This is a genomic window from Cohnella sp. GCM10020058 (assembly GCF_042683485.1).
Classification (GTDB): Bacteria; Bacillota; Bacilli; order Paenibacillales; family Paenibacillaceae; genus Cohnella.
This window is the reverse complement of the sequence record NZ_JBHUJV010000002.1, coordinates 80,455-94,119: the sequence shown is the minus strand read 5'-3', so window position 1 is coordinate 94,119 and position 13,665 is coordinate 80,455. Positions and strand designations below refer to the sequence as shown.

At 56.5% G+C, this 13,665-nt stretch carries 12 protein-coding genes and 1 pseudogene; 6 read left to right on the top strand and 7 right to left on the bottom strand.

From position 1 onward, the window contains the following. Nucleotides 1-106: 106 nt before the first annotated feature. Both ACFSR7_RS03685 and ACFSR7_RS03680 read left to right on the top strand, forming a co-directional pair. On the top strand, nucleotides 107-829 hold the full coding sequence (locus ACFSR7_RS03685; protein ID WP_378159182.1) for a Cthe_2314 family HEPN domain-containing protein: 723 nt from the start codon (nucleotides 107-109) through the stop codon (nucleotides 827-829). Between the two features lie 28 nt (nucleotides 830-857). Then, on the top strand, nucleotides 858-1,640 hold the full coding sequence (locus ACFSR7_RS03680) for an SDR family oxidoreductase (protein WP_378159574.1): 783 nt from the start codon (nucleotides 858-860) through the stop codon (nucleotides 1,638-1,640). A gap of 68 nt (nucleotides 1,641-1,708) precedes the next feature. Here the strand turns inward: ACFSR7_RS03680 and ACFSR7_RS03675 are convergent, their stop codons facing one another. After that, the gene (locus tag ACFSR7_RS03675; RefSeq protein ID WP_090111072.1) at nucleotides 1,709-1,957 is read right to left on the bottom strand and encodes a NifU family protein; all 249 of its coding nucleotides are present in this window, start codon (nucleotides 1,955-1,957) and stop codon (nucleotides 1,709-1,711) included. 82 nt (nucleotides 1,958-2,039) lie between these two features. Between ACFSR7_RS03675 and ACFSR7_RS03670 the strand changes: the two genes are divergently transcribed. Further along, nucleotides 2,040-2,306 carry a YuzB family protein gene (locus ACFSR7_RS03670; RefSeq protein ID WP_378159180.1) on the top strand — a complete coding sequence of 89 codons (267 nt, stop codon included), beginning with the start codon at nucleotides 2,040-2,042 and terminating at the stop codon, nucleotides 2,304-2,306. Nucleotides 2,307-2,334: 28 nt separating this feature from the next. Here the strand turns inward: ACFSR7_RS03670 and ACFSR7_RS03665 are convergent, their stop codons facing one another. Both ACFSR7_RS03665 and mqnE read right to left on the bottom strand, forming a co-directional pair. Then, nucleotides 2,335-3,396 carry an NAD(P)/FAD-dependent oxidoreductase gene (locus ACFSR7_RS03665; RefSeq protein WP_378159178.1) on the bottom strand — a complete coding sequence of 354 codons (1,062 nt, stop codon included), beginning with the start codon at nucleotides 3,394-3,396 and terminating at the stop codon, nucleotides 2,335-2,337. A gap of 15 nt (nucleotides 3,397-3,411) precedes the next feature. Then, nucleotides 3,412-4,515, bottom strand: a complete 1,104-nt coding sequence (gene mqnE, locus ACFSR7_RS03660; RefSeq protein ID WP_378159176.1) for an aminofutalosine synthase MqnE — start codon at nucleotides 4,513-4,515, stop codon at nucleotides 3,412-3,414. Nucleotides 4,516-4,786: 271 nt separating this feature from the next. Between mqnE and ACFSR7_RS03655 the strand changes: the two genes are divergently transcribed. Beyond that, nucleotides 4,787-5,254 (top strand): hypothetical protein, encoded by a 468-nt coding sequence (locus ACFSR7_RS03655; protein ID WP_378159174.1) that lies wholly within the window; start codon nucleotides 4,787-4,789, stop codon nucleotides 5,252-5,254. A gap of 113 nt (nucleotides 5,255-5,367) precedes the next feature. Further along, nucleotides 5,368-6,820 (top strand): annotated as a pseudogene (locus ACFSR7_RS03650) (IS1182 family transposase). Between the two features lie 328 nt (nucleotides 6,821-7,148). On the opposite strand, the gene ACFSR7_RS03645 reads toward ACFSR7_RS03650, so the two are convergent. Beyond that, on the bottom strand, nucleotides 7,149-7,745 hold the full coding sequence (locus ACFSR7_RS03645; protein WP_378159172.1) for a pentapeptide repeat-containing protein: 597 nt from the start codon (nucleotides 7,743-7,745) through the stop codon (nucleotides 7,149-7,151). A gap of 150 nt (nucleotides 7,746-7,895) precedes the next feature. Between ACFSR7_RS03645 and ACFSR7_RS03640 the strand changes: the two genes are divergently transcribed. Then, the gene (locus ACFSR7_RS03640) at nucleotides 7,896-8,258 is read left to right on the top strand and encodes a HesB/IscA family protein (RefSeq protein WP_378159170.1); all 363 of its coding nucleotides are present in this window, start codon (nucleotides 7,896-7,898) and stop codon (nucleotides 8,256-8,258) included. A gap of 128 nt (nucleotides 8,259-8,386) precedes the next feature. On the opposite strand, the gene ACFSR7_RS03635 is transcribed toward ACFSR7_RS03640, so the two are convergent. The 3 genes from ACFSR7_RS03635 to ACFSR7_RS03625 form a co-directional block, all read right to left on the bottom strand. After that, nucleotides 8,387-8,806 (bottom strand): DUF3997 domain-containing protein, encoded by a 420-nt coding sequence (locus ACFSR7_RS03635; protein ID WP_378159573.1) that lies wholly within the window; start codon nucleotides 8,804-8,806, stop codon nucleotides 8,387-8,389. Between the two features lie 222 nt (nucleotides 8,807-9,028). Further along, the gene (locus tag ACFSR7_RS03630) at nucleotides 9,029-9,520 is read right to left on the bottom strand and encodes a hypothetical protein (RefSeq protein ID WP_378159168.1); all 492 of its coding nucleotides are present in this window, start codon (nucleotides 9,518-9,520) and stop codon (nucleotides 9,029-9,031) included. Between the two features lie 569 nt (nucleotides 9,521-10,089). Further along, a complete protein-coding gene (locus ACFSR7_RS03625; RefSeq protein WP_378159166.1) occupies nucleotides 10,090-13,476 on the bottom strand; it encodes a DEAD/DEAH box helicase in 3,387 nt (1,128 codons plus the stop codon). Between the last annotated feature and the right edge of the window lie 189 nt (nucleotides 13,477-13,665).

Genomic DNA, 13,665 nt, shown 5'->3' with positions numbered 1-13,665 from the left:
TCCGTTCCCTTGAGCACAGGATCGCTCATGCGGTACAATGAAGAAATAGGCGATTGGCGCGATTTCTTTTGCGATTCGACATATGCCGCGCCGGTTGGAGGCCTTTATGCTGCGAGCTTTATTCGGCGAACCCCCTTACGATTGGGGAGGGCCGGTTCGGAATACGATCGATGCGATGGAACGGTTTGCGCTGCTGATGCAGGAGCAAGGGGATGGGGATTCGATCGAAGCGGCGCGGATCCGCAAGTACCAGATCTGGACCGAGGGCTTGCTGCGCTCGCTGGACGAGTTGGAGTCGAGCCGCTATGCGGCGCTCCGGTTCGCCAAGCTGCTGAACGTGACCTCCTTTGAGGAGATGACGCCGGAGGACCGGCTCAATTATTACAATCATATCTACTTCGATAAAAATGCGTTCATTCGCCTGTTCTCGGTATTGGACAAACTCGGCACGCTGATGAACGAGTATTTGGGACTCGATACGGAAAATCGGATGGAGAACCACTTTTCCTTTTTTACGGTGCTTCGCAATATGCGCCACAACGGGCTCCATCCCGATCTGGCCGAGAAGCTTGAGGCCGTGTACGAGCCGCGGCGCGAGACGATGGGAAGGCTGCGCAGAAGACGCAACATGGAGATCCATCAGATGAACGCGGAACTCCAGGACGACCTGCTGCAGGTGTTGAACGTAAGGCGCGAGCAGCCGCACCTTGAGAACATCGACGAGAACATGAACGACCTGAACGAGGGCTGGGAGCTCGTATATCTTACGCTCGCGCTCGTTTTCAACCATATGTGCAAAAAGGCCAAGAAACAGGCGCATCACGCCTAAGGAGCGATTCGTTGTGGAGACGTTGAAGCTGGCAGGCAGGACGGCGCTGGTCACGGGCAGCGCCAAGGGGCTCGGCAGGCGGACCGCGCTCGAGCTGGCCGGGCTCGGCTGCGACGTGGCCGTGAATTACGTGAACAGCCGAGAAGAGGCGCTTCGCGTCTGCGAGGAGATCGAGGCCATGGGCAGGCGAGCCGTCGCCGTGCAGGCCGACATCGCCAAGGCCGAGGACGCGGAGCGGCTGGTGCGGACCGTGGAGGAGCAGCTCGGCGGTGTCGACATCCTCGTCAACAGCGCTGGACCGTTCATCCGCAAGCGCAAGCTGTTCGCCGACTACTCGGCCGAGGAGATCGACTTCCTGATGAACGGCAATCTGGTCGGCACGATGCATATGGATCTTCAGGTGCTGCCAGGCATGCGCGAGCGAGGTTGGGGGCGCATCCTTCACTTCGGCTTCGGTCATGCGGCCGAGGCCAGATCCTGGCCGCACCGGGCCGTCTACGCGGCAGCCAAAGTCGGGCTCGTATCCTTCACCAAGACGCTTGCCGTCGAGGAAGCGGCGAACGGAATCACGGTCAATATGATTTGCCCCGGCGACATTCGGGGCAGCTTCAAGGAGAAGGGCATCGCGGACGCCGCAAGCGTATTGGACGAGGAGTCCCCGCGCGGCAGGCCCGGTACCGGCGAAGACGTAGCGCGCGTCATCGGCTTCCTGTGCCTGCCGGAATCGGACTTCGTTACGGGCAACACGATCGACGTGTCCGGCGGCCTGGATCCGATTAAGAGCAACGTGCGTCGCGCCAAGGACGAATGAAAAAAGAAGCCCCGCACCGCCGGCGCTTGGCCGGACGTGCAGGGCTTCGAACGTTCCCGTAAGGGATATTAGAATACTTGTACGACTTCCTCGATGCCTTCGACTTCCTCGAGCAGAGCGCGCTCGATGCCGGCCTTCAGCGTGATCGTGGAGCTCGGGCAGCTGCCGCAAGCGCCCATCAAGCGAAGCTTGACGATGCCGTCCTCTACGTCGACCAGTTCGACGTCGCCGCCGTCGCGCTGCAGGAACGGGCGCAACTTGTCGAGCACTTCGAGCACCTCGTCGTACTTCGTTGCTTCTTGAACGTTGTCACTCACAATCATCCACTCCCTTCTTCAGCTTATTATAATACAAATTGCGCGCGATTAAAATGGATGTCTCCGAGAAAGGAGAATGGCGATGAATATCGTTGAATTTTGTGTCAGTAACGTGCATCACGGCACCGATCGGCTGATCGACAAGCTGAACCGGCTGCCTGACATGGAGACGATCGAATACGGCTGCCTGGGCAATTGCGGCGAATGCTACCTATCTCCATACGTGATGGTGAACGGCGAGACGGTCGTCGCCGAGACGGCGGAGGCGTTGTACGACGCGATCATGGAGGAGCTGGGCAGCCAGGACGAGCACCGCAAGGCGCTCGACAAGCTGCTGGACGATCTCTGACTGCTTGGCCGATTTCCCGACGGTTCGGTTAGCCGAAGTGGCGGCGGCTCTTCCAGAGCACGCCGCTCTTCAGCATGCGCGGCACGCGCCCCATGATCGGCGTATGGCCCATGATGCCGAAGCCGGACTTTTTGCCGAGGGATCCGAGCGTCCCGCGCAGTCTGATCTTGGGCAGATGGATGCCCTTGCCGTGCACGCGCGCCGACAGCACGTGCGCGACCTGCTTGCCCTGCGCTTGGGCGAGCTGCGCGCTCGGCGAGAACGGCTGGCTCGAGCAGTCGCCGATGACGAACACGTTCGGCGCGTCCGGCATCTCGTGATACTCGTTCACGACGAGGCGACCGGCCTTGTCCTTGGCATAATCGAGCCGCTGGATGAGCTCGACGGGCTGGATGCCCGCCGTCCATACGGTCACGTCCGACGCGATGTCGCCCGTCGCCGTATGGATGACGCCTTCGCCGATGCTCGTCGTCGTGATATGGGACAGCATCTCGACGTTGTGCTCGCGGAACCAGTCGGCGACGAACGATTGGAGCTTGCCCGGGAATCCGGACATGACGCTCGGACCGCGGTCCACCATGCGGATATTGAGGTCGGGACGGCTCTCGCGCAGCTCGGCGGCCACTTCGACACCGCTAAGCCCGCCGCCGATAATCGAGATTTGTCCGTACGGCGCCGTATTGTTCAGCATCTGGTAAGTCCTGCGCGTGGCTGCGAGAGATTGAATGCTGCATGCGAATTCCGCGGCGCCTTCAATGCCGTGATAGTTATCCGTGCAGCCGAGCGCGAGCACCAGATAATCGTAGGTCAGCGGATCGCGCTCCACGAAGTTGACGCGGCGATCGGCCGGGGAGATATCCGTCACTTCGCCATGTATGATTTCGAGCTGAGGGTGCTTCGGATATTCGACGCGAATATCCAGGTCTGACGACGTACCGGCGGCGAGCGCATAATATTCGGTTTTTAGTCCCTGGAACGGCATGCGGTCGACCAGCAGGATCCGGACGTCCGAGGGAAGCTTCTCCTCGATCAGTTCGTTCACGAGCGTCAGGCCGCCATAGCCGCCGCCTAAAATGACAATATTGCTCACGTAAAACGACTCCTTCTATTCGTAGACCTTGACTTCGTTGTAAAGCGTATCGCGTTCTACCGGGATTCTACCCGCTCCCTTAATGAGCCAAACCAGGTCTTCCCGCGTAATGCCTGCCGGCGTAAGCGCGCCTGCCGCATGACTGATACGTTCCTTCACGATCGTCCCGTGGGCGTCCGAAGCGCCCATCGTGAGCGCCACTTGCGTGAGCTGCGTCCCGATATTAATGAAGTAGGCCTTGACGTGCTGGAAGTTGTCCAGCATCAGCCGGCCGATCGCGATCGCTTTGAGATCGTCAAACGCCGAGTTGCGGCGGCGGATGCCCGCCTTCGGGCTCGTCGGCTGCATGGACAGCGGGATGAATACCTGGAAACCACCCGTCTCATCCTGTAGCTCGCGCAGCTGCAGGATGTGCTGCACGCGTTCCTCGACCGATTCGACAGGGCCGTACAGCATTGTCGTCGGCGTCCGCATGCCGAGCTGGTGCGCGGTACGGTGGACTTCGATGTATTCGGAAATGCCCGCCTTTTCGACACGCATCTTGTCCCGGTATTGATCCGACAAGATCTCCGCTCCGCCGCCGGTGAGCGACTCGAGGCCGACGTCCATCAGGCGCTTGAGCACATCGCGGTAGGAGAGACCCGAGATGCGGGAGTAAAAATCGATCTCCGCGGCCGTATAGGCCTTGATCGTCACCTGCGGGTAGCGCTCCTTGAGCGCGCGGATCGATTCTACGTAGTATTCGAAAGGGACATGCGGGTTATGACCGCCGACGATGTGGAATTCTCTGGCCGTCGGGGTAATGTGCTGATCGACGTAGGCGAACATTTCCTCCGGCGATAGCGTATATGAGCCCTCTTCGCCCTGGTCCTTGCGGAAGCTGCAGAAGGCGCAATGGGATTCGCATACGTTGGTGAAATAAAGGCTCATGGTCTCGGTAAAATAAACTTTTTTGCCGTTCTTCTTCAGGTTGACTTCGTTGGCCAGCTGGCCGATCGTGAGCAGATCTTCGGATCGATACAGGTGGACGCCGTCTTCGAGAGACAGCCTCGCGCCGGAACGAACTTTGTCGGCAATCTCCGCCATGCGCCGGTCGGGATGCGTCGTTATGAGTGTCATGGAGAACATGACCTCCTCCGGATGGAATAGGATAGACACGCCTGCCATGGATGGCACGGCGAGTTCGAGCAATAGTTTGTGAAAAAAGGAACATAAGAAAAAGATAAAAAACCTGTTTCAACACACTATTAGCATTATAAGCCTCCGCAGAGTACAGGGCAATACATAACAGGCAGGTATATTTCATCCGAAAAGTGGGAATGACCTTGAATAATAAACAAATTATGGTACTGTATTAGAAGATCAATCGAATAAAAGGGAGCCAATAAGAATGACGAAACCCGATGTTCTGCCGCTTCAGGAATTGGAGCAGCTTGAGCAATCCGACATGATCGCAACGCTGCAACAATACCGCGCAACCTACACGATCAAAGATCTGACGCAAGCTTGGGGGCTGAACAACCCGATTCAATATTATATGTGGCTTCGCAAGCATCAGATATATGAGCAGCTCGTGCGCCGGACCGATAAGTTCGAGCCGACCAAGGAGTGGAAGCGCACGCGGGATGCGGATGCCCAACAGGGAGACGAGAGGCGCGTCAAAGGATTGCCGGCGGACCAGTTCCGCTACGGCATCGACACCGAGTCGAGCGGGCCGGAGCTCGCGATGGTGTTCCGCAGACTCGCGGATTTTCTGGGCAACGAGGCTGGCAGCTTCCGCTGCCGGATCGAGCTCAAGGCAATCCAGATGCCGGCGGCCGCCTTGGCCGAATGGAAGGACGAAGAACCGGGCGCGTGAGCAGGGGCACTGAAAAAGTCCCTTTAACCAGAAAGGTACAATCACTCAAGAAATTGAGGAGATTGTACCTTTTTCCGTTTATAATCAAGGCATCACGGAGAGCGGGTGAGCGAATGATTCGGCAACAACAATCGCTAATGCTTAGTCCATACGCCAAGCTGTACGACATGCTAATCCCCAAGGACAACCTGCTGCGGCAGATCCATGAAATGGTGGATTTCACTTTCATATACGAGGAACTTAAAGAGAAGTACTGCCTAAACAATGGCCGCAACGCCATCGATCCCATCCGCATGTTTAAATATCTGTTGCTTAAAGCCATATTTGAGCTGTCGGACGTCGACCTGGTGGAGCGTTCACGTTATGACTTGTCTTTCAAGTTTTTTCTGGATATGGCGCCGGAAGATCCGGTCATCGAGTCGAGCTCCTTGACGAAGTTCCGTAAGCTGCGTCTCAAGGACATGAACCTGCTGGACATGCTCATCGGCAAAACGGTTGCCCTTGCCATCGAAAAGGAGATTCTAAAAAGTACCTCCATCATCGTAGACGCCACCCATACGAAAGCGCGTTATAACCAAAAGTCGCCGCGGGAAATCCTTCAGGATCGGGCCAAGAAGCTGCGAAAAGCCGTGTATGCCATGGACGAATCGGTCAAGGACCGCATGCCGACCAAAAACACAAGCGATGTGCTTGAGGACGAGATCGCCTATTGCAACAAGCTCATCACCTTTATCGAAACGGAATCCGGTGTTGCGCAAGTGCCGAAGGTGACGGAACCGCTGAACCTCCTCAAAGAGACCGTGGAGGACGATGTGGAGCAGCTTCGTATTGCGGCCGATCCGGATGCACGCGTGGGACATAAGAGCGCAGACTCGGCATTTTTTTGGCTACAAGACGCATTTGGCGATGACAGAGGAACGCATCATTACGGCGGCGGTGATTACAACCGGAGAGAAAAACGACGGCAAGCAATTGCAAACCTTGATCGAGAAAAGCCAAGCGGCCGGCATGCAAGTCAAAACGGTCATCGGCGATACTGCGTACTCCGAAAAGGACAACCTGACCTACGCTAAGAAAAATGAGATGGAACTCGTATCGAAGCTCAATCCGCTCATTACGCAAGGCGGCCGAAAGAAGGAAGACGAATTCCTGTTCAACAAAGATGCGGGTATGTACGTATGCAAGGCTGGTCATATGGCGACCCGTAAAGCTCGCCAAGGCAAGAAGGACGTAGGGAAAAACCAGGTGGACACTTACTATTTCAACGTAGAGGTCTGTAAGCAATGCCCGCTAAAGGAAGGCTGCTACAAAGAGGGAGCCAAACACAAAACGTACTCCGTAAGCATGAAATCCGACGTGCATTCGGAACAAATGGCATTTCAAGAGACGGAAAACTTCAAAGCAAAAGCGAAGGAACGCTACAAAATCGAAGCAAAGAATAGCGAACTGAAGCATGGACACAGGTACGATGTCGCCACATCCTCGGGTCTGCTTGGCATGCAATTGCAAGGTGCCATGGCCATATTTGCCGTAAACCTAAAGCGAATACTAAAATTAACGGACTGAATAGAACCAGCCCCTGTCTCCAAATCGCGCAAAAATAGAAGACATCTGCCCTCAAAAACGAGAACAGATGTCTTTTTTAGATCAACCTTTTGTAAAGCTCGAGAAAACCCGTGGTTCTTCAGTGCGCTCGCGTGAGCGCCCGGTTTTTTGCTTGAATCGAGATGGGCTCGGCCCAGGCGAAAGCGTTAAGGATGCGATGCCCCGCCTCAGTCGCGCTGAGATACGCATCGTGCACCATAATGGTGCACGAACGCGAGGACTCTCCGCCCAAGTCAATCACATAGTAAAGGCGCATGCCGAGGTGTATGAGCGCACATACAGCTCATGCTCAGTCCACAATCTCGATGTCCATGTTATACAGCAGCGAAGTCGCTTCCGGCAGCATAAACTTGGCCTTTTGGATGCGGTTCTGCGTCGGATTGATCGCGTAACCTGTGGCCCGGGTGAAGTCGGCGCCGGTCAGCGTCGTATCTCCGAACAGGCTCTCCGTGAGATCGGAGCCGGCGAAGCTCGTATCGGCGAGCTCGGCTTCTCTGAAGTCGGCGTTTTTGGCCATGCAATCGACGATCGCGCAGCCGGGCAGCTTCAGTCCGATAAAAGTTGAGTGGCTGATCGTGCATTGGTTAAAACTAAGCATGCGACGTCCCGCCGTTCGCGGCCAATCGGCCTCGGTCCAGTTGACGCCGACGACCTTGCATTTGACGAACGAGACGTCCACGAACTCGCTGTCCGTCACCTTGATGAAATTCAGATTGCAGTTCTCGAAGGTACAACCGGAGAACTTGCACGCTCTTAACGCAGCCTCGCTAAAGTCGCAGTTCCTGAAGGTGCAGTCGTAGAAGCGTACGGACGAAAGTTCTTCATTTGCCAACTGTAGGTCATTAAACTTCTCGTCATAATACTCGTCTTCGGTGAACGCTGTCATACGGCTCAGCTCCGTTCCTAAGGACTTTTAGCTAAGTATAGCACAGGCGGCGATGGCCCGAGGACGTCCGCTCCTCTTGAGAGAACCGGCGGAGAGGAGTATACTGTAGTCAGTTCGATTACTGTTTTTATACGTCAGGAGGGACCGTACATGATTCAGATCACTGAGGCGGCCGGTCAGAAAATACAAGAAATGCTCGCAGCAGAGGAAAACGAAGGATTGTTCCTGCGCGTCGGCGTGCAAGAGGGCGGTTGCACGGGCTTCTCATACGGAATGGGCTTCGACGACGAACAGCACGAGGACGACAGCGTGCTCGACATCCGCGACCTGAAGGTCGTCGTCGACCAGGACAGCGCGAAGTACCTGAACGGTCTCGAGATCGACTGGAAAGAGTCGGGTCTCGGCGGCGGCTTCACCATATTTAACCCGAACGCGACCGCTACCTGCGGCTGCGGTTCCAGCTTCCGCACGGCGACCGACGCGGGCAAGCCTGCTGCGGCTGGCGAGTGCTGATTAAGGGATTTGGTATTTAATAAGCTGCCGAGGCAGTTTGATTTTGAAATACTGAATTTGCGGGCTGTAAAATTCGACCTTCTATGCTGGGTGTTGACGACAACATACAGTATGGAAGGTTTTTTTCTTTAAATATTCGTTCTATATGACTCAACGTCCTTTAATTTCAAGTTATCGATGTGGAGTCGTTTAGATTCAACGTTGAAATTGTTAAAGTCGAATGGTCCTAACCGATTTTTTGTTTCGGTATCAAGTATCCAGTAGTAAACTTTTGATTGATCGGGAACCTGGTACGAACAATTGTCTTTTTCATATTTCAATCCAAGTTGCTTAGCTACGACATATTTGCTATTCCAAGCCAGTTCGACTACTTTTGCAGGTATGATTTCATTCTCAATGCGCCACCCTTCAGATGGGGCGATGAATATTTCATGCGCAGAGTTCCTGTTCAATTTATAATCATTAGGAAGATCGTACTCATAATCCGCATATCCTGGACACCCTACTAATAAAAAGATACTGAAAAACACGATTAAACATTTCCGCATCCTCATCGTTTTCACCTCTAGCCTGTACGAACATTTTTAAATTCCTTATCGATTAGGGCTGGCAGCAAAGGCTCATCTCCATGATCTAGAGTGATTAGCAGTGCTAAGCCCAATATTACCACATATTGTAACTTATTCGGGGTTGAGATAAGCAGAGGATAAGAGGAGACTTTTATAGCATGCAGTTTGATCGCTGTTCGTCTTGCCGATAATCTATCTTTATTACCGTCTGGTTTGTTGAGTAAATAATTCAAGCTGTGATGTAAAAAATTGAATGTCGTAGTTAGCTTTCAGATTATTTTTTATTCTTAAGTCATTCACTTCGGATAGTTTGCGGATTATCTCCTCGGCGACGAAGCGAATGTTTTCACTTGTAAATAAATGCTTTTTATTAGTGGATTGCTCGGTAACCCAAGTTACGCTTTTTCTCTTATGATGGACATCGATATAAAACCCGCCGCAACCAAAAACGCCGCAGGAGCACGTAAACATAGGGAATTTCCCGTCGGCCGCAAGAGAATTAAAAAACTCCGAGATCACGAACACTTCGTCGGAATCTTCATTGATCTTGGTTTCATTGACAAAAAGATAAACGCTTTCTTGTATCTCTGATGCGAGCACGCGCTTGTGTTTGGACACATTCATATATTTTTTGCTTACATTCGCAACCACTGTGACAGTTAGTTTATCGTAATTCCGTTTTTTAAATAACATATCTACTCTCCCCCCTTGAATGTACGGACGGATAGGGCGTATAAAGTGTACTTACTCCGAATCACGCAGTTTTTATACTTCCAAGTGAAGTTTATAACCTGTTACGCTGGATGCCTGCTGATCATGCACGTACACGCTCTGACATGACTTACACGACCAAACGGACCTTTCAGGCAGTGGCATTTCCCGGATGAAATTTCGATCAAGGGTATACTTATCAAGCTCTTTATCTGTGTAAACAATGTATTGTTCGATATCCGTGCTCCCGCATTTGCAAGTGCCGACTTGGAGGTCCACATTATATTCGTATATGACGTATTCCCGGCTAAGTTTTATGCCCTTGAAAAGATGAAGTCTCTTGAGCGTCAACTGCTCCTTGTAATTGGTCGAAATCAGTATCGGATATAAACATATACTGTATCCTGCATGGGATATCCCCCATACGAAGAATGTTTCCGCAAGTGCATTGAATTTTAGGCATGGCTTTCTCTCCTAACATCTTAATAGAAGCTCTGCAATAGCCTGCAAATAAGCGCCAGCACGCTCGTCCCTGCCGGCGCAAGACCAGTCTAGTCCGCCCCGATCGACAGCAGCTCCCGTATATCCGCCTCGCTGAGCGCAGACAGCGACTCCGTCCCCGGGCGGATGACCTCATCGATCAGGTGGCGCTTGCGCTGCTGCAGCTCGGTCATCTTGTCCTCCACGGTTCCCTGGGCCACGAGACGGATGACCTGCACGGCGCGCTGCTGGCCGATCCGGTGCACCCGGTCAGCCGCCTGCTGCTCCACCGCGGGGTTCCACCAGAGGTCGTAGAGGATAACCGTATCGGCCCCGGTCAGATTAAGTCCCGTGCCCCCCGCCTTGAGCGAAGCAAGGAATAGCTCGCGCTCCCCCGCGTTGAACCTGTCGCACAGCTCCACCCGTTCCGCTGCCGGCGTGTCGCCGTCCAGGTAGAAATGGGTCATGCCGCGCGCGGCGAGCTCCTGCCGAATCATGGCCAGCATCGACGTGAACTGGGAAAAGACGAGTGCGCGTCTGCCTGCGCTGCGGCAATCGTCCAGCAGCTCGAGCAGCTGCTCAAGCTTAGCTGAGCCCCCGGCGTAGTCTTCGACGAAGAGCGCCGGATGGCAGCAGAGCTGGCGCAGCCGCGTGATGCCCGCCAGGATGCGGATCCGGTTGCGGTCCAGCGTATCCTGATCCAAATGCTTCAGCGTCTCGGTCCTAAGCTTGGCCAGATAGGCCGCGTACAGCTTCTTCTGTGCAGGCAGCAGCTCGGAGGCGATGACCGACTCGATCTTGTCGGGTAGCTCGCGCAGCACGTCCGACTTGAGACGCCGCAGCACGAACGGACGGATGCGGTCCGACACTTCCTCGCGGGACAGCTCGGAGAACGCGCGCCGCCCCGGGAACAAGCCCGGAAATACCGCGCCGGCAATGGAGCGAAGCTCGTCCAGCGCGTTCTCGATCGGCGTGCCTGTCAGCGCGAAGCGCTGCTCTGCGACGATTCGCTTGACGGCTTGGGCCGTCTGGGTCGTCTCGTTTTTGACCGCCTGCGCCTCGTCGAGGATGAGCGTGTGGAACGTCAGGCCCGCATACAGCTGGATATCCTTGCGCAGCAGCGGATAGGAGACGACGATCGCGTCATAACGGGACGCATTCGCCAACGCTTCCGCTCGTTCATTTTTAGCGCCGTCGGCGATGCGGCACCTGATATCCGGCGCGAACTTGCGCAGCTCGCTCTGCCAGTTGTACATGAGCGAGGCGGGGCAGACGATAAGCGCCGGCTGGCCGCGCTCGCGCATGACAGGCAGCATGGAGGCGACAAATGCGATGCTCTGCACCGTTTTGCCAAGACCCATATCGTCCGCCAGAATGCCGCCGAAGCGGTAGTGGGCCAAAGTGCGCATCCATTGATAGCCGTAGAGTTGGTAATCCCGGAGCGTGCCGACGAGCGCGACCGGGGCAAAGGCGAACGCGGCTTGATCCGGATGTCGCAGGTCGTCGAGCAGTCCCCGCAACGCACGCCCATGCTTCACGACCGCGCCGCCTTCCGGCTCGAGCAGATGGAGGCCGCGGACGAGCGGCAATCGCAGCTTCCCGTCCTTAAGCTCCGAAGGCAGCATTCCCGTCGCGTCGAGCAGCCTGTTAACCTCTGCGAAGTCCTGGCCGTCAAGCGGCACGAGCGCGCCGCCGGTCATGCGGTAATAAGCGCGCTTCTCCACGAGCGCCTGCAGGAGCGACTTGATCTCGGCCTCCGGAATTCCGGCGATGTCGAATTTGAATTCGAGCCAGTCGGTTCGCTGGTCCGTATCGGCCGATACCTTGACGACAACAGGATCGGGGAGCAGGCGGATGCGGACCGCGGCCGTCGCATAGACGCCGAGCAGCGGTTCGAGCAGCGGGAGCACCCGGTACAGAAATTCGAACTCGCCTTCCTCGTCGCCGCCCATCACGTAACCGGCTTCGGTGCGGACGAAGGCGCTGCCGTCCATAAGCTCGAGGATGCGCCGCTCGCGCTCGCCGTCCCGAACGAGGATCGGGCCGTCGTCCGAACGCTTGGCGCCGGCAGCCTCCAGCGGATTGATGACGACGGAGCCGTAATGGAACTCCAGGCCTGCCAGCAGCCGGTCGCGCACGCGATCCAGGTACAGCTTGGCCTTAAGCGGCTCGCGGACGATCTTGTCCGACACGGCTTCGGCGATCTTCACGCTGCCGAGTCGCATCAGCCCCGGCACGACGCGTTCCATGAAGCCGTCCGCCTGCGCGCGCGGAATGCGAACCTGCCTCGCGTCGCTCGCCATCGTCTTACCCTCCCGCGCTGTTCCCCACGTAGCCCCCTGCTCAGCCCCCCGTTCAGTCGCCCGCCCGGCAGCCTGCTCTGCCGCGGCCGCCGTCGGCAGCATGCGCTGGAGCTGCGCCAACTGCGTGCAGGAAGCCCGAGGCAGCTTGACGAGCCCGTCCTCCGTCAGCACGAGCCCGTATGCCTCCAGTACGGTGACCGACTCGAGACCGCGGACGTCCAACAGGCAGCCGCCGTCCGCGTCGAACGGATCGTAATCGATCTCGTAGCGCACGGGCAGCGGCCCCTCGGCCGACGGCAAGCCCGGCAGCAGGCGCTCGCCCGTCTGCAGAGAGACGTCCGAGGCCCGGCAGAGCAGCGCGTACAGCGCCTCCCAGTCCTCCGGCGGAATCCGAAGCGTCCGCTGGCTGCGCGCGCCGCTTAATCCCGAAGGCGACCGTACGAACGCGACATCGCCGCGGTTGATGCGTACGAGCTCCCGAATGATCTCATCGTCGGTCTCCGAAAAGCAGTGTAGCTCCGGGTCGTATGCGAACGTCCTGGCGATCGGATAAGATTCGCCGCGTTCGACGCTGTCGAGCCAGCCGCCGATCTGCTTGACCGCATGCATCCGCCCCGACCCGGCGCCGATGCGCGCTTCGATGCCGAGCGCAAGCTCGTGGCCGTCGTCAAGCGGAAGGCAGACGAAGCCGACCGACAACTGCTCGCGCGTCTCGAACCGTTTGCGCGCGCCGCTGCGCGAGACGGGCTTGGAAGCGAACAGCCCGATCATTTTGGCGGCCAGCCCTTCATGCGGGCCGTCCCCCTCCGCGTCGCCGCGACCGGATCTCGCACTCCTGGCGGATTCCGGGACGCTTCCCGCCAGCCGATGCTCGATGATCCGCAGCAGGGCGGCTGCGATATGGTTGCAATATTTATCGTAAGAAGCCAGGGAGGGACAGGTGCAGGAGGCGGCGATGTCTCCCGCCTGCGAGATCCGGATGTTCGCCTCGTATACGGATCTTCCGCTCCCCTGGACGACCGCCTCGTAGACGCAGGCTTCGTCGTCGTATGCGGCGAAGGTAACTTTGCCGGCGCGGGCATAGGCCAGACCGCTCTCGTAGGCGATGCGGCCGCAGAGCGAACGGACGGTCTGGCGCGTGAAGGATGCGCTCATCGGATTAGACTCCTCTTCTGATCGCTGCCGTACGGCAGGCAATATGTCTCCCTATGATACCAGATGCGAAGCGGTCAAGGCGTGGAGAAGGGGCGTCGCTCATGCTGTGAATAAAGTTGTTCAGCTTTCCCACAGCGCTGCGATTGAGAATTTTACGTTTGTCCACAGCATATAGGTGTTTTATTCACA

Coding starts and splice junctions, on each gene's coding strand:
- mqnE (WP_378159176.1), bottom strand. CDS start 4,515: ATGACACTCATAACGACGCATCCCGACCGGCGCATGGCGGAGATTGCC.
- ACFSR7_RS03655 (WP_378159174.1), top strand. CDS start 4,787: ATGACGAAACCCGATGTTCTGCCGCTTCAGGAATTGGAGCAGCTTGAG.
- ACFSR7_RS03635 (WP_378159573.1), bottom strand. CDS start 8,806: ATGCGGAAATGTTTAATCGTGTTTTTCAGTATCTTTTTATTAGTAGGG.
- ACFSR7_RS03685 (WP_378159182.1), top strand. CDS start 107: ATGCTGCGAGCTTTATTCGGCGAACCCCCTTACGATTGGGGAGGGCCG.
- ACFSR7_RS03625 (WP_378159166.1), bottom strand. CDS start 13,476: ATGAGCGCATCCTTCACGCGCCAGACCGTCCGTTCGCTCTGCGGCCGC.
- ACFSR7_RS03645 (WP_378159172.1), bottom strand. CDS start 7,745: ATGACAGCGTTCACCGAAGACGAGTATTATGACGAGAAGTTTAATGAC.
- ACFSR7_RS03630 (WP_378159168.1), bottom strand. CDS start 9,520: ATGTTATTTAAAAAACGGAATTACGATAAACTAACTGTCACAGTGGTT.
- ACFSR7_RS03670 (WP_378159180.1), top strand. CDS start 2,040: ATGAATATCGTTGAATTTTGTGTCAGTAACGTGCATCACGGCACCGAT.
- ACFSR7_RS03640 (WP_378159170.1), top strand. CDS start 7,896: ATGATTCAGATCACTGAGGCGGCCGGTCAGAAAATACAAGAAATGCTC.